Source organism: Rhizorhabdus dicambivorans (genome assembly GCF_002355275.1).
In the GTDB taxonomy this organism is placed as follows: domain Bacteria; phylum Pseudomonadota; class Alphaproteobacteria; order Sphingomonadales; family Sphingomonadaceae; genus Rhizorhabdus; species Rhizorhabdus dicambivorans.
This window is the reverse complement of sequence record NZ_CP023449.1, coordinates 3,216,946-3,237,296: the sequence shown is the minus strand read 5'-3', so window position 1 is coordinate 3,237,296 and position 20,351 is coordinate 3,216,946. Positions and strand designations below refer to the sequence as shown.

Annotated in this window: 22 protein-coding genes; 13 read left to right on the top strand and 9 right to left on the bottom strand. The window is 67.2% G+C overall.

The genetic code is table 11. The annotated features are described in order from the left end of the window. Window positions 1-38 precede the first annotated feature (38 nt). The 4 genes from CMV14_RS15315 (at window position 39) to CMV14_RS15300 (ending at window position 2,944) form a co-directional block, all read left to right on the top strand. The gene (locus tag CMV14_RS15315) at window positions 39-773 is read left to right on the top strand and encodes an enoyl-CoA hydratase/isomerase family protein (RefSeq protein ID WP_066963104.1); all 735 of its coding nucleotides are present in this window, start codon (window positions 39-41) and stop codon (window positions 771-773) included. Then, entirely contained in the window at window positions 770-1,462 is a 693-nt protein-coding gene (locus tag CMV14_RS15310; protein ID WP_066963101.1) for an N-formylglutamate amidohydrolase, read from the top strand. Before CMV14_RS15315 ends, CMV14_RS15310 begins: the two co-directional genes overlap by 4 nt. Continuing rightward, entirely contained in the window at window positions 1,459-1,992 is a 534-nt protein-coding gene (locus CMV14_RS15305; protein WP_066963098.1) for a MarR family winged helix-turn-helix transcriptional regulator, read from the top strand. The genes CMV14_RS15310 and CMV14_RS15305 overlap by 4 nt, the downstream gene beginning before the upstream one ends. Window positions 1,993-2,080: 88 nt before the next feature. Then, a complete protein-coding gene (locus CMV14_RS15300; RefSeq protein WP_083215837.1) occupies window positions 2,081-2,944 on the top strand; it encodes a metal-dependent hydrolase in 864 nt (287 codons plus the stop codon). A gap of 6 nt (window positions 2,945-2,950) precedes the next feature. Here the strand turns inward: CMV14_RS15300 and CMV14_RS15295 are convergent, their stop codons facing one another. The 5 genes from CMV14_RS15295 to ilvD all read right to left on the bottom strand — a co-directional run bounded on the left by CMV14_RS15295 (window position 2,951) and on the right by ilvD (window position 7,846). Continuing rightward, a complete protein-coding gene (locus CMV14_RS15295; protein ID WP_066963094.1) occupies window positions 2,951-3,178 on the bottom strand; it encodes a hypothetical protein in 228 nt (75 codons plus the stop codon). 70 nt (window positions 3,179-3,248) lie between these two features. Beyond that, window positions 3,249-4,493: a cytochrome P450 gene (locus tag CMV14_RS15290; protein WP_066963091.1), complete on the bottom strand. Its 1,245-nt coding sequence runs from the start codon at window positions 4,491-4,493 to the stop codon at window positions 3,249-3,251. Window positions 4,494-4,574: 81 nt separating this feature from the next. After that, a complete protein-coding gene (locus CMV14_RS15285; protein ID WP_066963088.1) occupies window positions 4,575-5,264 on the bottom strand; it encodes an EI24 domain-containing protein in 690 nt (229 codons plus the stop codon). Between the two features lie 368 nt (window positions 5,265-5,632). Further along, complete coding sequence (locus CMV14_RS15280) at window positions 5,633-5,815, bottom strand: hypothetical protein (protein ID WP_066963085.1); 183 nt, start codon at window positions 5,813-5,815, stop codon at window positions 5,633-5,635. A 177-nt stretch (window positions 5,816-5,992) separates the two neighbouring features. Beyond that, window positions 5,993-7,846 carry a dihydroxy-acid dehydratase gene (gene ilvD / locus CMV14_RS15275; RefSeq protein ID WP_066963083.1) on the bottom strand — a complete coding sequence of 618 codons (1,854 nt, stop codon included), beginning with the start codon at window positions 7,844-7,846 and terminating at the stop codon, window positions 5,993-5,995. Window positions 7,847-7,952: 106 nt separating this feature from the next. Here ilvD and CMV14_RS15270 point away from each other — a divergent pair, with 106 nt between their 5' ends. The 5 genes from CMV14_RS15270 to CMV14_RS15250 all read left to right on the top strand — a co-directional run bounded on the left by CMV14_RS15270 (window position 7,953) and on the right by CMV14_RS15250 (window position 12,640). Then, window positions 7,953-8,861 (top strand): LysR family transcriptional regulator, encoded by a 909-nt coding sequence (locus tag CMV14_RS15270; protein WP_066963080.1) that lies wholly within the window; start codon window positions 7,953-7,955, stop codon window positions 8,859-8,861. Window positions 8,862-8,898: 37 nt separating this feature from the next. Next, window positions 8,899-9,264, top strand: coding sequence for a hypothetical protein (locus tag CMV14_RS15265; protein WP_238147051.1), 366 nt, complete (start codon window positions 8,899-8,901; stop codon window positions 9,262-9,264). Beyond that, entirely contained in the window at window positions 9,261-10,646 is a 1,386-nt protein-coding gene (locus CMV14_RS15260; protein ID WP_066963077.1) for a bifunctional ADP-dependent NAD(P)H-hydrate dehydratase/NAD(P)H-hydrate epimerase, read from the top strand. Before CMV14_RS15265 ends, CMV14_RS15260 begins: the two co-directional genes overlap by 4 nt. Window positions 10,647-10,764: 118 nt before the next feature. Further along, a complete protein-coding gene (locus CMV14_RS15255) occupies window positions 10,765-11,967 on the top strand; it encodes a class I SAM-dependent RNA methyltransferase (RefSeq protein ID WP_066963074.1) in 1,203 nt (400 codons plus the stop codon). Between the two features lie 115 nt (window positions 11,968-12,082). Beyond that, complete coding sequence (locus CMV14_RS15250) at window positions 12,083-12,640, top strand: hypothetical protein (RefSeq protein WP_066963071.1); 558 nt, start codon at window positions 12,083-12,085, stop codon at window positions 12,638-12,640. Window positions 12,641-12,676: 36 nt separating this feature from the next. Here the strand turns inward: CMV14_RS15250 and CMV14_RS15245 are convergent, their stop codons facing one another. Next, window positions 12,677-13,111: an MAPEG family protein gene (locus CMV14_RS15245; protein ID WP_066963068.1), complete on the bottom strand. Its 435-nt coding sequence runs from the start codon at window positions 13,109-13,111 to the stop codon at window positions 12,677-12,679. 181 nt (window positions 13,112-13,292) lie between these two features. Here CMV14_RS15245 and CMV14_RS15240 point away from each other — a divergent pair, with 181 nt between their 5' ends. Further along, window positions 13,293-13,745, top strand: coding sequence for a BLUF domain-containing protein (locus CMV14_RS15240; RefSeq protein ID WP_066963065.1), 453 nt, complete (start codon window positions 13,293-13,295; stop codon window positions 13,743-13,745). A gap of 112 nt (window positions 13,746-13,857) precedes the next feature. On the opposite strand, the gene CMV14_RS15235 is transcribed toward CMV14_RS15240, so the two are convergent. After that, on the bottom strand, window positions 13,858-14,910 hold the full coding sequence (locus CMV14_RS15235) for a 1,9-bis(guanidino)-5-aza-nonane synthase (RefSeq protein ID WP_066963062.1): 1,053 nt from the start codon (window positions 14,908-14,910) through the stop codon (window positions 13,858-13,860). Between the two features lie 139 nt (window positions 14,911-15,049). After that, complete coding sequence (locus CMV14_RS15230; protein ID WP_066963059.1) at window positions 15,050-16,243, bottom strand: type III PLP-dependent enzyme; 1,194 nt, start codon at window positions 16,241-16,243, stop codon at window positions 15,050-15,052. A 273-nt stretch (window positions 16,244-16,516) separates the two neighbouring features. On the opposite strand from CMV14_RS15230, the gene CMV14_RS15225 reads away from it, so the two are divergent. From CMV14_RS15225 to CMV14_RS15215, 3 genes are all read left to right on the top strand, one after another. Further along, window positions 16,517-17,497 carry a cation diffusion facilitator family transporter gene (locus tag CMV14_RS15225; RefSeq protein ID WP_066963056.1) on the top strand — a complete coding sequence of 327 codons (981 nt, stop codon included), beginning with the start codon at window positions 16,517-16,519 and terminating at the stop codon, window positions 17,495-17,497. A gap of 80 nt (window positions 17,498-17,577) precedes the next feature. Then, window positions 17,578-18,678, top strand: coding sequence for a non-hydrolyzing UDP-N-acetylglucosamine 2-epimerase (gene wecB, locus CMV14_RS15220; RefSeq protein WP_066963052.1), 1,101 nt, complete (start codon window positions 17,578-17,580; stop codon window positions 18,676-18,678). 417 nt (window positions 18,679-19,095) lie between these two features. Continuing rightward, window positions 19,096-19,374 (top strand): PspC domain-containing protein, encoded by a 279-nt coding sequence (locus tag CMV14_RS15215; RefSeq protein ID WP_066963049.1) that lies wholly within the window; start codon window positions 19,096-19,098, stop codon window positions 19,372-19,374. A gap of 49 nt (window positions 19,375-19,423) precedes the next feature. Here the strand turns inward: CMV14_RS15215 and phhA are convergent, their stop codons facing one another. After that, entirely contained in the window at window positions 19,424-20,314 is an 891-nt protein-coding gene (gene phhA, locus CMV14_RS15210) for a phenylalanine 4-monooxygenase (RefSeq protein ID WP_066963157.1), read from the bottom strand. Window positions 20,315-20,351 lie beyond the last annotated feature (37 nt).

Genomic DNA, 20,351 nt, shown 5'->3' with positions numbered 1-20,351 from the left:
TCGTGACATTTTCGGGACGGCGCGGCAACAGTCCCCACATGTTCACCCTCGATTCGAGCGGGCCGGTCGCCCGCATCAGCCTCGACCGGCCCGCCTTCCGCAACGCGGTCGCGCTCGACCAGTGGGTGGTGCTGGCCGATCTGGTCGGCCAGGCGATCGACGGCGGCGCCCGCGCGCTGATCGTCCGGTCGGGCGCGCCCAACATCTTCAGCGCCGGGGCCGATCTCGGCGATCTTGACGGGCTGAGTGCCGATCCCGCGTTGCGGGGCCGTTTTCGCACCGGCATGGCGCGCGCCTTCGATGCGCTGGCCGGGGCGCCCATTGCCACGATCGCCGCGATCGACGGTGGCTGCTACGGCGCTGGTGTCGCGCTGGCGCTCGCCTGCGACATCCGCATCGCCGGGGACAGGGCGCAGTTCGGCATCACCCCGGCCAAGGTCGGCATCGTCTATCCGGCGTGCGACGTGGCGCGGCTCAGGGCCCTGGTCGGCCCGGGGCAGGCGGCGCGGCTGCTGCTGTCGGGCATGACGATCGAGGCCGACGAGGCGCTGTCGATCGGGCTGGTCGAGGAGCGCGCGAAGAAGGCCGACGATGCCGCCCTCGCGCTCGCCGGCACGATCGCCGCCAATTCGCGCAGCAGTGTCGCCGGTCTCAAGCGCATCATCGCCGGGGACGGCGACAGCGATACACTGTTCGAGGATGCCTTCGGCAGCAGCGACTTCCGCGAGGGGCTCGCGGCCTTCCGCGCGCGACGCAGGCCGGTGTTCCCATGAACGGGCTGCTGCTGATCGCCGACCATGCCTCGAACCATGTGCCGGGCGATATCGATCTCGACATCGATCCGGCGCTGCTCGATCAGCACATGGCGATCGATATCGGCGTGGCCCCGCTCGGCGCGCTGCTCTGCGAAGCCCTGGGAATGGAGGGGATATATGGCGGGGTTTCGCGCCTGGTGATCGACCTCAATCGTGAGGAGGACGCGCCCGGCCTGATCCCCACCGAAAGCGACGGCTTCGCCATCCCCGGCAACAGGTTGCTCGATGCCAAGGGCCGGAGGGCGCGGATCGAGCGCTTCTGGCGGCCTTATCATGACGGTATCGCCGCGAGCGTAGCGGCGGCCCGGCCGCGGCTGATCGTCTCGCTCCACAGTTTCACGCCTCGCCTCGCCACCCGTCCGGAGGAGCAGCGCCCCTGGCAGGTCGGCGTCCTCTACAATCAGGATGATCGCGCCGCACGACCCGGCATCGCCGCGCTGCGGGCGGCCGGGATCGTCACCGGCGATAACGAGCCCTATTCGGGCAAGGTGCTCAACGCGACGATGAACGCCCATGCCGAGGCGAACGGCATTCCCTATCTGGGGCTGGAGGTGCGGCAGGACCTGATCGGTGACGAGGCCGGGGTCGCGCATTGGGCGCAGCGGCTGGCGCCGGTGATCGTGGAGGTCGCGAGCCGCCTGCCATGACCGGGCCGCGCGACCAGATCGACGCCCGGACCGTCATCGAGCGCTACAAGAGCGAGTTTCCCGAACTGCAGCCGCATGGCGATGGCGCCTATGCGGGGTCGATGTGGCACATCATGGCCCTGGCGCATCAGATCATTGTCAATCTGGACGTGATGTTGCGCGAAAGGAAGCTCAGCGCGGCGGACATCTTCGTCATGAGCGTCATATTCATCGAAGGGGACGGGCGGGCGCGTCCTTCGGATGTTGCCCGGGTCCTCTCGGTGACGCCGGCCGCCATTTCGCTTCGGATCGCCAAGCTCGCCGACAAGGGCTTCATTGTTCGCGAGGCCGCCGGGGGCGATCGACGCACGGCGAAGCTTTCCCTCACGGCCGAAGCGGCCGCTCTCGTCCGGGGCGTCCTCGCCGATATATCGGTGAACAGCGGTTTCGCACGCTCGATCGCCAGGCTGTCGACCGAGAAGCGGGTGCAACTGGAAAGCCTGTTGTCCGACGTCGCGACGGAGATGGCCCGCCATGTGGTGACGGAATAGCTGCAGGTGGTTTAGCGCTTAAGGGACTTTGAATTGTCCATCCGGTGCCACGGGACTAGGACGGCGGCCAACAAGGGATGGCTGCGCGATGGGCATGATCGTACGATTTCCGAAGTTCGATTATTCGGATTTCAAATTCTACTGGTCGCACAACATGGCGTTCAGCCAGGATCGCAACGCGACCGCCATCATACCTTCGCCGGTCGAGCCGTGGCTCATCAAATTATTGCAGGAAGCCGCGCCGCTATTGCCGCCGTCCCATACATGGCTTCGGGACGACACCCAGAAGTTCATTGCCCAGGAGTCGCAGCATTTCCGCCAACACCGCATCTTCAACAAGCTGATCGCCGAATCCGGCTTTCCGCGCCTCGCCGAGATGGAGGCGGAACTGGCGGCCGATCTGGAGGAATTCTCGAGGACGAAGTCGCTGAAGTGGCGTCTCGCCTATGCCGACGGGTTCGAGACGCTCGGCGCGGTGTCCGGCATGCTCTGGTTCGAGAAAAGCGATGAGATGATCGGCGGTCTCGACAATGCCGCCATCCGCCTCTGGAAATGGCACATGGCCGAGGAATTCGAGCACCGCGAAGTCTGCTTCCAGTACTTCAAGGCGATATATTGCCGCGGACTGATCGGGCGGATCATCAATGGCTATTTCTATCGGCTCTATGGCCTGATCTTCGCGATCCGGCATCTGCGCGGCTTCTCCAGCCGGGCGGTCGCCTATATGCGGCAGGTCGAGATGGAGCGGATGTCGGACGACGAGAAAAGGCAGCTGCGCGCGGATATCAAGACCTTCGAAAGGTTCAACCGCCGCGTCTTCCTGAAGCCGCTGCTCGCCAACCTGCTGCCCTGGTATGACCCGGGCAAGAAGCCCGTCCCCCGTGGCCTGTTCAACTATCTGAAGAAGTTCGAAAAGGACGGAGAGTGGTCGGCCGGAGCAAAGGCCGCCTAAAAGCCTCTAGGCCCCGCTTGCCGCCACCGCGTCGCGCGCCGCCACGGCGGCGCCCTGTTCAAGCAGTTCGATCATCCGGTCGCTGACCCGCTGGTCGAGCAGCATCTGGATGCCCAGTTCGACCTTCACCGAGCGCGCATGATCGCCAATCCGTGCGAACATCGTCCGGGTCCGGCGCAGGCTGCGGAGCAGCTCCCGCCGCCGCAGGGATGGGCTGTCGCTGACCGAAGCCACGTCTACCTCCTAAAGCAACATCACTACTTCTGCACGTAACGCACCATTGGCGCGGTGGTTCAGAAATGGGTCAGCCGATCAGCAGGGGCACCGAATCCGGCCCGCGCTCCTTCGGTCCGCCGACGATGCCGGGCTCGAAACCGGGATCGGCGAGCCGCAGCCGCGCGAAGCGCCGCACCGGGGCCTCGATCGCGATCCGGCCGATCCGGCGCGACAGCAGCATGCCGATGCAGTGGTGGACGCCATAGCCGAAGGCGGTGATGTCGCGCCGCCCCTCACGCGCGATGTCGAACCGCAGCGGATCGGGATAGCGCGCCGGATCATAATTGGGGGCGCCGCTGATGATCAGCACCGGCATGTCCCGCCACAGCCGCAGCCCTTCGAACTCGAAATCATGGGTGGCGAAGCGCAGCACATGATAGCCGCTGGGATCGTGGCGAATGCCCTCGTCGACGGCGGCCATGATCCGTTCGGGCTCGCGCCGAAGCAAGTCGAGCTGGTCGGGATTCTGGCAGAGCCGCAGCAGCGTCCAGGCGACGGTGTTGGCGATGCCGCCATGGCCGGCGATGTAGAGGGTGAAGAGTGTGGCCAGCAGCTCGTCGGTGGTGATCCGGCCTTCCTCGTTATGGGCGTCGATGATCCCGGCGACGACGCTGTCGGAGGGGCGGCGGCGCTGCTCGTCGATCATCGCCTCGCAATAGGCGCGGCCTTCGGCCCAGGCGTCGATGAAGGCGGCGGCGGGGGAGTCGCCGGCGGAAAGATCGTTATAGGTCGACATGGCGTGGGCGATGCGCAGGAAGATCGGCCAGGCCTCCTGCGGAAGGTCCAGCAGCAGCGCGAAAAGGATATGGGCGGCAAGCTCGCGGCCATAATCGATCGCGGCATCGAAGCGGCCAGCGGTCTCGAACCGGTCGAGCATGGCATCGACATGCAGCGCCAGCCCGTCCTCGATCGCGCTGATCCGCCTGGGGGTGAAGGCCGGGGTCATCAGCCGGCGCAGCCGGGTGTGATCGGGCGGGTCGCTGTCGGCCACCACCGGCAGGCCCTGGAAATAGGCATATTTCTCCATGCCGGGCCATGGCCGCTTGCGGCTGCTGAAATATTCATGGTCGCTGAAGGCCCGCATCACCGCCGAATGGCGCGCGACCACCGCCTGCGGCGCGCCGCCGGCTTCGACATAGAAGGGCGCCTCGGTCGTCCAGCGGCTGAAATGGGCATAGGGCCGGCGCTTGAAGTCCTGCGCGAATATGTCGACGTCGACCAGCCTGGCGCCGTCGAAATCCGTCCGCGTCAGAATTTCGGCTGTCTGGATCATGCTGTCTCTCCCGTGGCGGCATCCTAGGAAGCGTGGCAGGAGGCGGCAGGGCAATTTTCGTCATGCCCCGCCGACAAAAGATCAGGCGGCGCGGCGATGGAAGAGATGGACGGTCGCCGCCGCGCCCAGCACCGGGGCGAGCAGGTTCAGGAAGGGCACCAGGAACAGCCCCGTCACCGCCGATCCGATCAGCATCCGGCTGAGCCGCGTCTCGCCCAGCCACGCATAGCGGGTGGCGCGATCGCCGTGGCGGGCGGCGACCATCTCGCCCAGGTCGCGGCCGAAGGCGATGCCATTGACGATCACGAACAGGATCAGCGGGCCGATGCCGGTGATGAGCAGCAGGATGTAGAAGGGCAGGGCGGCGAGGTTGTAGAGGATCACCCGGAGCGCCGAGCGCAGCCCCAGCCAGGCGACCGCCCCCACGCCGATCGATCGAGCGCGTTCGGCGGCGGCGGGATAATGGCGCCGCTCGATGATCTGGGCGATCCGCTCGACATAGGCGCAGATCACGCCGATCGCGACCGCGGGAAACAGGAACCAGATCGCCGCCAGCGTCAGCGCCAGCGCGCCGATGCCGCCGGTCGTGGCGCTCAGCGTGCATTCCATGTCGCCGAACGCCGCGCAGGGATCGGCACCGGCCAGCAGCCAGCCGAGCGCCAGCCCGAGCAGGGCGAACAGGGCCAGCGTTATCAGCAGCGATCGGACCAATATGCCCAGGATGTGCCGGTCGGCGAGGTCGCCAAGCGCGAGCAGGAAGGCGGCGGGCATGGTGGCATTACGGTTGTGGAGGGGAGGGGTTCCCTTCTTCCGACGTCGTCCTGCGGAACCTGGGGGGGCGTCACCACCAGAGGCGTCATTCCCGCGAGAGCGGGAATCCACGGTCACGATGAACAGGAGCCTTTGCGGATCGCCGTCCATGGATTCCCGCTTTCGCGGGAATGACGACAATGGACCGGTTGATGAACACCCCCACGTTCAGCCAGACGCAATTACGGCAATGCTGGAGCCGGATTGCCGCAGTCCCGCATTCCGGCTTCGCCAGGAGGACCGATGAGCGTCCAAAAGGAAAAGGGACCCGCCGGCCTCGGCCCACAGGCCAGCCGACGGGTCCCATGCCACCCCGCGCGACAAACTGTTTAGAGGAGGATACTCACCGCTACGCCGATCGCGATCCAGAGCGCGGCAGCGCTGCCGGTGATGAACGCGACCTGCGCGCCCAGCGGCCATTTCGGTTCGGCCGGCCGCGCCATGGCGACGGTGACGACGCGATGCTGGGCGTCGGTACGGCTGCGGACTTCGAACTGCTGTGCGCTACGCATACTGTAACTCCCGTCCGGAAGGGCGGTGGCGATCTCGCCTGCGCTGCCCGTTTCCCGTGATCTGGTGAGACCCGAATGACCTGAACCGGGGCGCCGGGCAAGAGGCCGGGCCCCGGATTTAGACCAAAGGATGACGCTACGGCAGCGGAGTCCGCAATCGTCGGCGGAGGCGGCGGTTCAGTCCTGCTCGACCTGGCTGACGTCGCGCACCGCGCCGCGCGCGGCGTTGGTGGTGAGCGCGGCATAGGCGCGCAGCGCGGGCGAGACGTCGCGCTTGCGGCCGAACGGCTTCCACGCCTTCTTGCCGCGCGCCAGCATCTCCTCGGTGCGGGCGGCGATCTCCGCGTCGGAGATGTCCAGCCTGATCACCCGGTTGGGGATGTCGATGACGATCGGGTCGCCGGTAGCGACCAGCGCGATCAGGCCGCCTTCCGCCGCTTCCGGCGAGACATGGCCGATCGACAGGCCCGATGTGCCGCCCGAGAAGCGCCCGTCGGTGATCAGCGCGCAAGCCTTCCCCAGGCCCTTCGATTTCAGATAGCTCGTCGGGTAGAGCATCTCCTGCATGCCCGGTCCGCCCTTCGGCCCCTCATAGCGGATGACGACGACCTCGCCTTCCTTCACCTCATTGCCGAGGATGCCGGCCACCGATGCGTCCTGGCTCTCATAGACCCGCGCGGTGCCGTGGAAGGTCAGGATGGAATCGTCGACGCCCGCCGTCTTCACGATGCAGCCCTCGGGCGCGAGATTGCCGAACAGCACGGCCAGGCCGCCATCCCTGGAAAAGGGGTGCTCGGCATCGCGGATCACGCCATTGGCGCGGTCGGTATCGAGTTCCTTCCAGCGGTTGCTGGTGCTGAACGCGACCGTGGTGCGAACGCCGCCCGGCGCCGCCTTATAGAACTCCCGCACCGCCTCGCTCTCGGTGCGGCTGATGTCCCAGCGGTCGAGCGCGTCGCCGAGCGTTGCCGAATGGACGGTGGGCAGGCTGGCGTCGATCAGGCCGGCGCGGTCGAGCTGGCCAAGGATCGCCATGATGCCGCCGGCGCGGTGAACGTCCTCCATATGCACGTCCTGCTTGGCGGGCGCGACCTTGCACAGGCAGGGGACGCGCCGCGACAGCCGGTCGATGTCGGCCATGGTGAAATCCACCTCGCCCTCATGCGCGGCGGCGAGCAGGTGGAGCACGGTGTTGGTCGATCCGCCCATCGCGATATCCAGGCTCATCGCATTTTCGAACGCCGTGAAATTGGCGATGTTGCGCGGCAGGGCGGATGCGTCGTCCTGCTCGTACCAGCGCTTCGCCAGGTCGACGATGGTGTGGCCCGCCTCGCGGAACAGCTTTTCGCGATCGGCGTGGGTGGCCAGGATCGATCCGTTGCCCGGCAGCGACAGGCCCAGCGCCTCGGTGAGGCAGTTCATGCTGTTGGCGGTGAACATGCCCGAACAGCTGCCGCAGGTGGGGCAGGCCGAGCGCTCGATGACTTTCACCTCCTCATCGGTATAGCTCTCGTCGGCGGCGACCACCATCGCGTCGACCAGGTCGAGCGCGATCGTCTTGCCCCGTATATCGGCCTTGCCGGCTTCCATCGGCCCGCCCGAGACGAAGATGACCGGGATGTTGAGCCGCATCGCCGCCATCAGCATGCCGGGCGTGATCTTGTCGCAGTTGGAGATGCACAGCAGCGCGTCCGCGCAATGCGCGTTGACCATATATTCGACGCTGTCGGCGATCAGGTCGCGGCTGGGCAGCGAATAGAGCATGCCGCCATGGCCCATCGCAATCCCGTCATCGACCGCGATCGTGTTGAACTCCTTGGCGACGCCGCCCGCCGCCTCGATCTCACGCGCGACGAGCTGGCCCAGGTCCTTCAGATGGACATGGCCGGGCACGAACTGGGTGAAGCTGTTGGCGATGGCGATGATCGGCTTGCCGAAATCCTCGTCGGTCATGCCGGTGGCGCGCCACAGGCCGCGCGCGCCCGCCATGTTGCGGCCGTGGGTGCTGGTGCGTGAACGATAGGCTGGCATGTCGGCAATCCTCGGGATCGATCTTGTCGTGCCCGCGTCTATGCTTTTCCCCTAAGGTTGTGAAATATATTATTGAAGCGATATAAGGTCGCCAGGAGACTTAATCGTGAAGGACCTGCGCCAGCTTCATCATTTCCTTGCGGTGGCCGATACGCTTCACTTCGGGCGCGCGGCCGAGCGGCTGGGGATGACGCAGCCGCCGCTCAGCCAGTCGATCCTGGCGCTGGAGCGGGAACTGGGCGCGGCGCTTTTCACCCGGTCGAAGCGCAATGTCGCGCTCACCGCCTTCGGCCACCAGTGGCTGGAGCATGTCCGGCCGGCCGTGGCCGGGATCGCCGCGCTGCCCTATATCGCCCGCCGCCTGCGCGAGGGCAGCGCGGGCGAACTGGCCCTCAGTTTCGTCAGCATCGCCGACTACAGCCTGCTGCCGGCGCTGGTCCGCCATTATGCGGCGCGCTTTCCGCAGGTCGAGGTGACGCTGGCCGAGGCGACCAGCGACGTGCAGATCGCGGCGCTGCTCGACGGGCGGGGCCATGCCGGCATCATCGTACCACCCGATGGAGCGCTGCCCGATGCTCTGAGCTACATGCCGCTGCTGCGGGAGCCGCTGGTCGCCGCGATACCCGAAGCCTGGGTGGATGAGGCGCGGCAGCGGCACGGCGGCTGGCTGGGCGGCGACTGGCTCGATCGGCCGCTGATCCTGTTCCCGCGCCGGGTCGCGCCGGTCTTCCACGATCGCATCACCGCCTATCTGGAGCGGCAGGGAAGGCCGCCGCATGTCCGTCAGGAGGCGATCCAGATGCAGACGATTATCAGTCTCGTCTCGGCGGGCATGGGATTCGCGCTGGTGCCGGCGTCGATGCGCAATCTGGCGCGGACCGGCGTGCTCTACGTCGATCTGGAGGAGGCGCCGATGCTGGAGACGGGGCTTGCCTGGCGAGGGGCGGACGACAGCGCCACCCTTGCCGCCTTCCTGGACGTCGCGCGCGGGATCGACATTGGCGCGGTCTCCTGAGTTGCCTTGCCCCATCGCTTTATGCTCTAGGCCCGGGGTGAACGGAATCTCGGCGATCGGTGTTGGAAAGAGCCTGGGCCTCGCGGCCCTGCTGCTGCTCGCCGCCTGCGGCTCGGCGAAGGACGATGCGACCGGCGATCCGATCGACTGCCGGCTTGCGGACGCACCCCGGTTCGAGCGCATCTGCACGATCGATCGTGTCGACAGCCCGGATGGCCGGGTGATCGTCGCGCGCGGGCCCGATGGCGGCTTCCGGCGCCTGTTGATCGTCAAGGACGGGCGTGGGGTGATCGCGGCCGACGGCGCGGTGCCGGTGACGGTGCGGCCCTCGGATGAGCCCGGCCATATCGAGGTGGCGGCGGGCGAAATGGTCTATCGGCTGCCGGCGAAGGTCGCGCCGTGAGCGCGCGCACCGAAGGCCGCCCGATCCTGACCGCCGCCGAGACGCGCGCCGCCGAGGAGGCCGTGTTCGCGACCGGCCTCACCGTCGACGCGGCGATGCAGCGCGCGGGCGCCGCCGTTGCCGAGGCGGCTTGGCGCTATGCGGGGCGCGCGCCGACGCTGGTGCTGTGCGGCCCGGGCAACAATGGCGGCGACGGCTATGTGATCGCGCGGCTGCTGCACGCACGCGGGGTGCCGGTCCGCATCGCGGCGAGCGGTGAGCCGCGTACCGATGTGGCGCGGGTGATGCGCGGCCTGTGGGGCGGGCCGGTCGAGCCGCTGGCCGAGGCGAAGCCGGCCGCCGTGATCATCGACGCGCTGTTCGGCACCGGGCTGGCGCGCCCGCTCGATCCCGCCATCGCCGCGCCGCTTGAACGGCTGGCGGCGGCGGCGCGGCTCAGGATCGCGGTGGACCTGCCGAGCGGGATCGGCACCGATGACGGTGCGCTGCTGGGGCCAGCGATACGCTATGACATGACGGTCGCGCTCGCGGTGCTGAAGCCCGCGCATCTGCTGCAGCCGGCGGCAGCGCTGATGGGGCGGCTGGTGCTGGGGGATATCGGCATTCCCGGGACCTCCAGCCTGTCGGAGATCGCTCGCCCGCATCTTCCGGCGCCGGGACCGGCCGATCATAAATATACGCGCGGCCATGTCGTCGTCGCCGAGGGAGCGATGCCGGGCGCGGCGCTGCTTTCCGCGATGGCGGCGCAGCGGGGCGGGGCTGGCTATGTCACCTTGGCCGGCAAAGGGCAGGGCGGCCCGGCCGCGATCGTCCGGCGCGATGCGCCGCTGGCGGACTTGCTCGCCGATAGGCGGGTAGGCTGCGCGCTGGTCGGGCCGGGGCTGGGGCGTGATGCCGCAGGGCGAGCCCTGCTCGATGCGGCGCTGGCTTCGGACAAGCCGCTGGTGCTCGATGCCGATGCGCTGATGCTGCTCGAAGGCACGGGCGCGCTGCCCGGCCTGCCGGTGCTGACCCCGCATGAGGGCGAATTCGCCACGTTGTTCGGCACGCTGGAAGGCAGCCGGATCGAGCGCGCCCGCGCCGCCGCGGCGCAGGCGCAGGCGGTGGTGGTGTTGAAGGGCCCGGATACGGTGGTGGCCGCTCCGGACGGCCGCGCCGCGATCGGCTGGCCCGCGCCGGGCTGGCTGGCGAGCGCGGGGACCGGAGATGTGCTGGCCGGCCTGATCGCCGCGAACCGGGCTCGCGGGCTGGCGGCGTTCGAGGCCGCCTGTGCCGGCGTCTGGCTGCACCGCAGAGCGGCCGAGCTGGCAGGGCCGGGGCTCATTGCCGACGACCTTATTGCCCATCTTCCGAAAGCGTTGAGTGAATGCTCGTGGTCTTGACCCACATCGTCATCCCGGCGGAGGCCGGGATCGCAATCGGCTCCTGCTGCAACCTCGTCTCGCCATCTCCTGCGATCCCGGCCTCCGCCGGGATGACGGACGGGGGAAGGCGCAGCGCATGACCGACGCCGTTCCCATCATCCGCATCGCCGCGCGGGGCGAAGGCATTACCGAGGATGGCCGCCATTCGCCATTGTCGGCGCCGGGCGACCTGCTCCACGTCGACGGATCGCTGACCCACGGGCCGCACCATGTCGATCCGGCATGTCGCCATTTCCCGAAATGCGGCGGCTGCCAGCTGCAACATGTCGACGATGCCAGCTATGCCGACTTCCTTGGCCAGCGGATCGCCGGCGCGCTGATGCAGCAGAAGATCACGGCCCCGGATATGGCGCCCGCCATCCTCTCCGCGCCGCAGACCCGCCGCCGCGTCTCGCTGCGCGCCGAGCGGCAGGGCAAGCGGATGCTGCTCGGCTTCAACGAGGAGCAGAGCCACCATATCGTCGACCTGAAGATGTGCGCGATCATGCACCCGGCGCTGTTCGCGCTGGTCGATCCGCTACGCAAATTGCTGCACCCCATGCTGCGCGACCGGCGCGCGGCGGGGGTGCAGATGACGCTGGTCGATCAGGGCGTCGACCTGCTGATCGAGAAGGTCGAGGTCGAGGGGCTGGCGGCGGTCGAGGCGCTCAACGATTTCGCCCTGCGGCACAAGCTCGCCCGGCTGTCGATCGACGACGGTTACGGCGCGCAGCCGCGCTGGGAGCCCGAGCCGGCGACGGTCACTCTCGGCGGGGTGGTGGTGCCCTTTCCGGCGGGCGGCTTCCTGCAGGCGACGGCGGACGGGGAGGGGGCGCTGGTCGCGGCGGTCGAGGCGATCGTCGGCGATGCCGCGCTGGTCGCCGATCTGTTCGCGGGGCTCGGCACCTTCGCATTGCCGCTATCGAAAGATCGCCGCGTCTATGCCGCGGAAGGCGCGCGCGACGCGGTGCTGGGGCTGAAGGCCGCCGCCGACGGGGCGCAGCGCATCGTCGCTGTCGAGCATCGCGATCTGTTCCGCCGTCCGCTCGACGTCGCCGAGGTCGACCGCTTCGACGCGCTGGTGCTCGATCCGCCGCGCCCCGGTGCCAAGGAACAGATGGCGGCGCTGGCGGCTTCGACGAAGCTGCGGCGCATCGCCTATGTCTCGTGCAACCCCTCGACCTTCGCGCGCGACGCACGGACCCTGATCGAGGGGGGCTGGACGCTGCAGCGGATCACACCGGTCGGCCAGTTCCGCTGGTCGACCCATGTCGAACTGGTCGCCAGCTTCGTGCGGTAATATCCGTCTGCGTCGCCACGGGACCTTTGCGTAAACTCGTCCCCCGTAACGATCGCTTAACCATAAATTATCGGCTGGCCGCCTATGATCGCCCATCCTCAGCGTGGTGGTGCATATGGCGTTCGGACGGGTTTCCCTTGCGATCATCGGCCTGCTGGCGACGGGCTCCGCGCAGGCGGCCCCGCGCCTTGCGCTCAACCTGCGGGGGCTGGAGAGTGGCTCCGAAGTCGTCTTCCATCCCTATCGCTGGCTGACGATCCGGCGCAGCATCGCGCCGCTCCGGGCCGAACCCGTCGATGATATCGTCCGGGCCGATCCGCTTTCCGGCCGTCGCCCGCGCGCCTATGCGCTGACCGGCGACGTCCACCCGTTCGGCGATGCCTTTCGCATCTCGCTGGGCCTGCGCGAGGACGACAACCGCCGCCTGCTGCGCGGCAGCAACGACCGGTCCGACATCGGCACAGCGCGCTACGCGCCGATGCTGACGGCGGGCCTTTCCGGCACCGTCGGTGAGGGGCTGGTGATCGGAGCCGATATCGGCGTGGTCGGTCGCGGCATGACACGGCGGAGCGCCAGCTTGGTCGTCACCCCGCTCGACCTGATGAGCGGCGGGCGCGGCGAGGCGAAGGGCTATCGGCCGGTGGTGCAGGTCTCGGCCGGATACAGATTCTGACCACAAGCCATCGCTCGCCGGAGCGACGATATCGGGTCAGGCGCTGGGTCCGCCGAACAGGATGAGCGCCGCCCGGACCGCCAGCGCGAACAGCACGAGCGATGCCAGCACGAAGACCGCGAATCGCGCCTCCACCTTGTTGACCGTCGCCTGGATCAGGCTGTGGACCACCCGCAGGCCGACATAGGCCCAGGCGAGCGTCGCGTTGAGCCCGCCGCCCGCGCCGAGCAGCGCCAGCGTGATCGCGAGAGCGTAGAAGATCGTCGGCTGCTCGTGGAGATGGTTGTAATTGTCGGCCTTCCAGCGGACCCGTGGCGGAATCCGGTCCATGAACTCGCTCGCGGGGCGGTTGGGATCATAGACGATCCCGCCCTTGATGATCGCGGGCAGGCGGGTGGCGTAGAGCCACAGCCACATCGCGAAGGTCCAGAGTATCAGCGCGACGACCGCGCCCAGTATCGGCGTGTGCATGGCATCCCTCCCGTTTCCGGGGGGCAGGCTGGCGAGTCGCGGCGGCTCTGTCAAACCGGGACGTGCCGGCGCGAGGAGGCCCCGAACCTCCGCCGAAAGTCGTAACTTTAACGAAATTACCGGGCGAAACCCGTAACTTTGCTGGCTGCTGGAGCCGGCGGCATCATGCGATAGTTGCAGCATGTACCAATCGCTTATCTATGTCAGCCGCAGCCGGCTCATCCTGCCCGATCAGGCAGGCGAGGTCGATCGCATCGTCGCGGCATCCACCGGGCGCAACGCGGCACTCCGGGTCCGCGGGGTGCTCATCTTCACCGAACGCCATTTCGCCCAGATACTCGAAGGCCCCGGAGCCGCGCTCGACGAACTGATGGAAAGCATCGGCCATGATCCGCGCCACGAACAGGTGACGGTGATCGATCGCCGCGCCATCGACGGCTATCGTTTCCAGGACTGGAGCCTCGCCTATTGGGGGGACGCCGGCTATATGGACAACCAGGTCGCGCGGGTGCTGGCCAAGGCCGATGCGCTGACCCGGTCGGAACAGACCGCCGACCTCTTCACCCTGCTCCAGACGCTATCGCGCGAAAGCCATCGCGAGCATCGGCCGATCGGCCGGCCGTCGAAGCGGTAGTCGTTTCCCGTCATGCTGGACTTGATCCAGCATCCATTGCCGCGACGCCGGAGATGGAATTCAGGCGTTGCGTCAATGGATCCTGACTTTCGTCAGGATGACGGACAAGAACCTATGCGAACAGCTTGCCCCAGGCGCGCTTGGCGCGGGTCTTCCAATGGCCGCGATGATAGGCGTCGGACGCCAGCAGCGGCAGGACCGAGCCTGCTTCCGCGAACACCATCTGCTCGATGCCGGTGTTGACCTTGCCCCAGCTCGCCGCCTCCTGGAGGGTCGAGGAGGAGCAGGCGCCGTCGCGCACGTCGGCGACGGTGATCTGTACGGCATATTTGTGCACCTCGACATCCTCATGGCCGAGGATCTCGGCGCAGACGACGGTGTCCTGGATGAAGTTCTTCGGCACGCCGCCGCCGATCATCAGCAGGCCGCTGGTGCCTGCCTTGATCTTGATGTCGGTCAGTTCGCGGAAATCGGCGACCGCGTCGATCATCATATAGGGCCGGCCAGCCTTCATGCAGTCGACCTGGTGCTTGACGAGGCCGAAGCCCGCCGACGAGTCGACGAAGGCCGGGCAGAAGATCGGCACGTCATGCTCATAGGCGAGCTTGACGAGGCTGTTCTCCTTCTTGCCGTGCTCGGCGAGATATTTGCCCATCTCACGGATGAAGGCGCGGCTCGAATAGGGGCCCGGCGGCAGCGCGTTCGCGATCTTGTTGATCGTGAAGTCGCAGTCCTGGAGCTGCTCCTCGTCGATATAGGTGTCGTAGATGCGGTCGATGTAGAGCGAGCGCAGCGTGTCGTCGTCGGGCACTTCGAGCGCCTGATAATGCTTGTGGCCGAGGCCCTCGAAGAAATCCATGTCGACGATGGTGGCGCCGGTCGCGACGACCGCGTCGACCATGTTGTTGCGCAGCAGCTCGGCATAGGCGTCCATGCAGCCGCCGGCCGAGGTCGAACCCGCGATCACCAGGAAGACCGTGCAGTCGGGGTCCGCCAGCATGTCGTTGTAGATGCGGGTGGCGCGGGCCAGGTCGCGGCTGGTGAAGCTCATCTTGCCCATCGCGTCGATGATCGGGCGCGCGTCGAAGCTGGTGATGTCGATATGCTCGACCACGGTCGAGAGCAGCTCGGCCTTGCGCGTGTCGTTGATGGGGGCGTCGGTCATGATGTTCCTCGTATAAATCTTCCGTCATGCCAGCGGAGGCTGGCAGCCATGTCTCTCTCAGCGGGCGGTGGCACCGCATGCGACAACAGACATGGACCCCAGCCTGCGCTGGGGTGACGCTTGTTGTGTGGTCAGGCCCTTACAGCTTGATGACGTTCGACGAAACCGCCTCGCGGGCCTCTTCGTCGCGGACATACAGCGTCGCCATCGGCTCGTCGTCCATGATCACCCGGTCCCCGGCGGTGAAGCCGTTGAAGCCGGTGCGCATCGCGCAGCCATAGGCGCCGAGCATGCCGATCTCGATATAGTCGCCGGGCTGGACGTCGGCGGGCAGGTGGAAGGGGCCCGCCATATGGTCCATGTCGTCGCAGGTCGGGCCGTAGAAGCTGAAGCCGATCTCGCGCGCCTTCGATTCCGGTTCGCGCAGCAGCTTCACCGGGAAGCGCCAGCCGATGTGAGCGGCATCGAACAGCGCCCCATAGGCGCCATCGTTGATGTACAGCTCGTCGCCGCGGCGTCGCTCGACGCGGACCAGCAGGCTGGCATATTCGGCGCACAGCGCGCGGCCGGGCTCGCACCACAGCTCGGACGAATAGGAAACCGGCAGGCTTTCGAACGCCTGGTGGATCGCGCCGAAATAGGCTTCGAGCGCGGGCGGCTCCATGCCCGGATAGACCGAGGGGAAGCCGCCGCCGACGTCGATCACGTCGACGGTGACCGCCGCAGAGACGATTGCGGCGCGGACCTTCTCCATCGCCTGGACATAGGCCGACGGGCTCATCGCCTGGCTGCCGACATGGAAGCAGATGCCGAGCGCATCGGCGACCTGGCGGGTGCGCTGGAGCAGTTCCTTGGCGTCGGTCAGCTCGACCCCGAACTTGGATGCCAGGCTGAGCTTCGACATCTCCGACGAGACGCGCATCCGGACGCACAGCGTCAGGTCGGTCGCGCCCTGGGTGGCGCGCTCGATCTTCTCCAGTTCCTCGATCGAATCGAGCGAGAAGGTGCGCACGCCATAGACCGAATAGGCCTCGGCGATCGCTTCCTCGGCCTTGACCGGGTGCATGAAGCACAGCGTCGCCTGTGGCGCGACGCCATGGACGAGGCGCACTTCGGCGATCGACGCGACGTCGAAATGGGTGATCCCGTTGTCCCAGAGGATCTGGATCAGTTCGGGCGACGGATTCGCCTTGACGGCATACATCGAGCGCCCCTGGAACTTCTCGACGAAGAACCGGGCAGCCCGCGCAGCGGCGTGGGGACGAAGGAGCGTGACCGGCTGAACCGGCCGAAGGGACTCAGCTAGCCCCAGCGCGCTATGATGCTTGTGCAACTCAAGGGACCTCCGGGTGGTACGTTGGCAAGAAAGCTGCCTTGCGGTGGAAGTCCCATGGGGCAGCGGAGGCGCGGATATATGGTGCGCTGACCCCCATGTAAAGTTTCGATCTTCACCCCATCCGCCACGATGGTCGGATGATCCGGAAAACGGGCATTTTCCGGGGCGAGGCGATGGGAAAACGCGGGCCGTTCCCAGACGCGGCGTTGCGAATCGGCAAAAGGTGCGCGGGCTTGCCCCGCTGCGAAAAGTCGCGGTAGGACGGGTGGGATGGGCCTGCACCACCACGACCATAGCGGACATGATCATGGGCACGGGCACGGCCATGCGCCGCCGAGCTATGGCCGTGCCTTTGCGCTGGGGGTTTCGCTCAATCTCGGTTTCGTGATCGTCGAGGGGGCGGCGGGGCTGCTCTCGGGCTCGATCGCGCTGATCGCCGACGCGGGGCACAATCTGTCCGACGTGCTGGGGCTGCTGATGGCATGGGCGGCCTATGCCCTGTCGAAACGGCCGGCGAGCGCGCGCTACACCTATGGGCTGCGCGGCTCGTCGATCCTCGCGGCCCTGTTCAACGCGATCCTGCTGCTGATCGCCTGCGGAGCGATCGCGCTCGGCGCGGTCCAGCGTTTCGCCCATCCCGCGCCGCTCGAAAGCGGCACGATGATGGCGGTCGCGGGCGTGGGCATCGTCATCAATCTGGGCACGGCCCTGCTGTTCCTGCGCGGCGGCAAGCATGACATCAACATCCGTGGCGCCTTCCTCCACATGGCCGCCGACGCGGCGGTCTCGGCGGGGGTGGTGATCGCCGGCTTTCTGGTTGGGCAGACCGGGCTGCTGTGGATCGACCCCGCGATCAGCCTGGTGATCGTCGCGGTGATCGTGGCGGGCACCTGGGGCCTGTTCCGCGATTCGCTCACCATGTCGCTGGCCGGGGTGCCCAGCCGGATCGACCCCGCCAGCGTCACCACCCGGCTCGGCGCGCTGCCCGGCGTCACCGCCGTCCACCATGTCCATATCTGGCCGACGAGCACGACCGAGACGGCGCTGACCGCGCACCTCGTGATGCCCGATGCCCCCGGCGACGACAATTTCCTGGCCTCGACCGCGCGGCTGGTACGCGACGAGTTCGGCATCGGCCACGCGACCTTCCAGGTCGAGCGCGGCCGATGCGCCGATGCGAAGGCCGAATGCGCCGAGGGGCATCATGACCACGACCATGGTCATGATGATCATGGCCACCACCCCCATTGATTTTCTGAGTCGGTAGGGAAGGGCGATGCGGCTCAGCGGCCGCGCTCGACACGAACCGAACAGACGATAAAAGGCCCCTCATGACCAAGCCGATCCTCGTCCACCTGATCGCCGCCGCGCGGCCCAATTTCATGAAGGTGGCGCCGCTCTGGCACGCTCTGAAGGCGACCGGGGACTTCCGGCCCGTCATCGTCCACACCGGCCAGCATTATGACGCGGCGATGTCCGACGATATCTTCGCCGACCTCGGACTGCCGGCGCCGGACCATCATCTCGGCATCGGCTCGGGCACCCATGCCGAACAGACCGGCAGGGTGATGATCGCCTATGAGAAGCTGGCGATGGAGGAGCGGCCCGACTGGCTGATCGTCGTCGGCGACGTCAATTCGACCGCGGCCTGCTCCATGGCGGCGGGCAAGCTGCGCATCCCGATCGTGCATCTGGAAGCCGGCCTGCGCAGCCGCGACCGCGACATGCCCGAGGAGCTCAACCGGCTCGTCACCGACGTGCTCGCCGACGTGCTGTGGACCCCGTCGCCCGACGCCGACGAGAATCTGCGCAACGAAGGCATCCCGGAAGACCGCATCACCCGTGTCGGCAACATCATGATGGACAGCTATGAGCTGGTCCGCCCCGCGATCGAGGCCGCCGACTATCCGGGCGAGCTGGGCCATGCGCCGGGCGGCTATGGCGTGGTGACGCTCCACCGCCCGTCGAACGTCGACGTGCCCGAGCAGCTGGACCGGCTGGTCGAGGCGCTGGTCGCGGTGCAGGCGCATCTGCCGCTGGTCTTCCCGGTCCACCCGCGCACCCGCCAGAGGCTGGGCGAGGCCGGCGCGGCACGGCTGGAGGGCGCCGGGGTCCGGCTGGTCGGCCCGGCCGCCTATGTCCGCTTCATGAGCCTCGTCGCCGGCGCGGCGGCGGTCATCACGGACTCGGGCGGCATCCAGGAGGAGACCACCTATCTCGGCATCCCCTGCCTGACCCTGCGCGAGAATACCGAGCGCCCGATCACGATCAGCGAGGGGACGGCCCAGCTCGTCAACGCGGGCAACCTGCTGGAGCGGCTGCTGGCGGCGCTGGCGCAGCCCCGACAGGACCGCAGGCGCCCCGACATGTGGGACGGCAAGACGGCGCTGCGCTGCGTGGAGGACCTGCGGCGGCGATCGGCGGCGGGCTAGGCGCAAAGCCCTTCGACTCCATCGTCATCCCGGGCCTGACCCGGGATCCCGCTTCTCCGTCTTCCTTTTGACGTGGGACTGCGGGCAGAAGCCATGCGTGGCACCGCCCCTCGTGCTCGACGCGCCGCCGGTCGGGGCATCGGCCTCGGTGCCTGGTCGCCAAGGTTCGGCGCCGGCGGTTCCGTCCGTACAGTCATGATTAATTTCCAGACCCTATAGAGGGCGCCGGAGAGGCGGTTGAACGGCTGGCGGGATTTCCTAACTATCGGTGGGATTTTCGGCCAGCGGATGGCGGCGATAAGAACGGCCTTCGTCTAAACCATTGAAAATAAACGGTAGAGGTATTTGGCACGGCTTGTGCTGAAGAGAAGACATGAGCGCGGACGATCGGGTCCGCCAGGAATTGGGAACGGGACGATGACGAGCAACAACACCTTCTGGCGCCACGACACCTTCTTCGGCGTCTGCGAGGCGATCGGGCAGGATTTCGGCTTCAATGCCAACTGGCTGCGCATCCTGTTCGCGACCGCGCTGCTCTTCAGCCCGAAGATCGTGCTGATCGCCTATTTCGGCCTCGGCGCCGTGGTGCTGGCCTCGCGCCTGATCTTTCCGAAGCGTGAGGCCCGGCCCGCCGCCATCGAAGCGCGCGGCGCCGACAATGATGCGGAGATGGCCGAGCTTCCGCTCGCCGCCTGACCGTACTGCGGGTTTGAAGGGGGCCGGTCGGCAGCGACCGGCCCCTTTTTCATTGGGCCGGGGAAAGCTGCCCGGCCTTCTGCCGGGCATAGGCCTGCGTGCCCGGGGTGAGCACCACGTCGCCGGGGGCAATCTCGCCCGGTTCATAATCGGGCTGTTCGGCGATCTCGCGATAGAGCGGTGCGAAATCGGTCTCGATGGTCTGGCGCAGCAGATCGTCGAAGCTGTCGATCACGAAATAATTCTGCTGATAATCGTCGATCCGGTAGCGGGTACGCATCACCCGCTTCAGGTCGAAGCCGATCCGGTTGGGCGATGGATCGTCGAGCGCGAAGATCGATTCGCCATAGGAGGAGACGATCCCCGCGCCGTAGAGCTTGCAGCCGTCCCCGTCTCGGATCAGCCCGAACTCGACCGTGTACCAGTAGAGCCGCGCCAGCCGGTCGATCGCACCCTTCTCCAGCGCCCGCAGCCCGCCCTGGCCATAGGCCTGCATATAATCGGCGAAGATCGGGTGGGCGAGCAGCGGTACATGGCCGAACACGTCGTGGAAGACATCGGGTTCCTGGAGGTAGTCCAGCTGATCGGGGCGGCGGATAAAGCTGCCCGCGACGAAGCGACGATGGGCGAGATGGTCGAAGAACACATCCTCCGGCACCAGGCCGGGAACCGCCAACACCTGCCATCCGGTGGCTTTCATCAGCCGCTCGGAAAGCTCCTCGAAATTCGGGATGCCGGGCCGGTCGAGTCCCGCCAGCGCGACGCCTTCGAGGAAGGCGGGTACGACTCGCCCCGGCAGCATCGCCGTCTGGCGCGCGAACAGCTTGTCCCAGGTCGCGTGCTCCGACGCGCCATACGCCTCCCACTTCTGCGGAATGGTCCAGTCGGCGGCGGCGCCGGGCGGCGGGCTGGCCGCAATGGTCTGATCGGTCTTGAGCATGACGCCGATATAGCAACAAATGAAACTATTTCCACCG

Bases quoted from the DNA above. Each gene is read 5' to 3' on its own strand.
- CMV14_RS15315 (WP_066963104.1), top strand. From the start codon at position 39: ATGTTCACCCTCGATTCGAGCGGGCCGGTCGCCCGCATCAGCCTCGAC.
- CMV14_RS15310 (WP_066963101.1), top strand. From the start codon at position 770: ATGAACGGGCTGCTGCTGATCGCCGACCATGCCTCGAACCATGTGCCG.
- CMV14_RS15305 (WP_066963098.1), top strand. From the start codon at position 1,459: ATGACCGGGCCGCGCGACCAGATCGACGCCCGGACCGTCATCGAGCGC.
- CMV14_RS15300 (WP_083215837.1), top strand. From the start codon at position 2,081: ATGGGCATGATCGTACGATTTCCGAAGTTCGATTATTCGGATTTCAAA.
- CMV14_RS15290 (WP_066963091.1), bottom strand. From the start codon at position 4,493: ATGATCCAGACAGCCGAAATTCTGACGCGGACGGATTTCGACGGCGCC.
- CMV14_RS15285 (WP_066963088.1), bottom strand. From the start codon at position 5,264: ATGCCCGCCGCCTTCCTGCTCGCGCTTGGCGACCTCGCCGACCGGCAC.
- CMV14_RS15280 (WP_066963085.1), bottom strand. From the start codon at position 5,815: ATGCGTAGCGCACAGCAGTTCGAAGTCCGCAGCCGTACCGACGCCCAG.
- ilvD (WP_066963083.1), bottom strand. From the start codon at position 7,846: ATGCCAGCCTATCGTTCACGCACCAGCACCCACGGCCGCAACATGGCG.
- CMV14_RS15255 (WP_066963074.1), top strand. From the start codon at position 10,765: ATGACCGACGCCGTTCCCATCATCCGCATCGCCGCGCGGGGCGAAGGC.
- CMV14_RS15250 (WP_066963071.1), top strand. From the start codon at position 12,083: ATGGCGTTCGGACGGGTTTCCCTTGCGATCATCGGCCTGCTGGCGACG.
- CMV14_RS15245 (WP_066963068.1), bottom strand. From the start codon at position 13,111: ATGCACACGCCGATACTGGGCGCGGTCGTCGCGCTGATACTCTGGACC.
- CMV14_RS15240 (WP_066963065.1), top strand. From the start codon at position 13,293: ATGTACCAATCGCTTATCTATGTCAGCCGCAGCCGGCTCATCCTGCCC.
- CMV14_RS15235 (WP_066963062.1), bottom strand. From the start codon at position 14,910: ATGACCGACGCCCCCATCAACGACACGCGCAAGGCCGAGCTGCTCTCG.
- CMV14_RS15225 (WP_066963056.1), top strand. From the start codon at position 16,517: ATGGGCCTGCACCACCACGACCATAGCGGACATGATCATGGGCACGGG.
- wecB (WP_066963052.1), top strand. From the start codon at position 17,578: ATGACCAAGCCGATCCTCGTCCACCTGATCGCCGCCGCGCGGCCCAAT.
- CMV14_RS15215 (WP_066963049.1), top strand. From the start codon at position 19,096: ATGACGAGCAACAACACCTTCTGGCGCCACGACACCTTCTTCGGCGTC.
- phhA (WP_066963157.1), bottom strand. From the start codon at position 20,314: ATGCTCAAGACCGATCAGACCATTGCGGCCAGCCCGCCGCCCGGCGCC.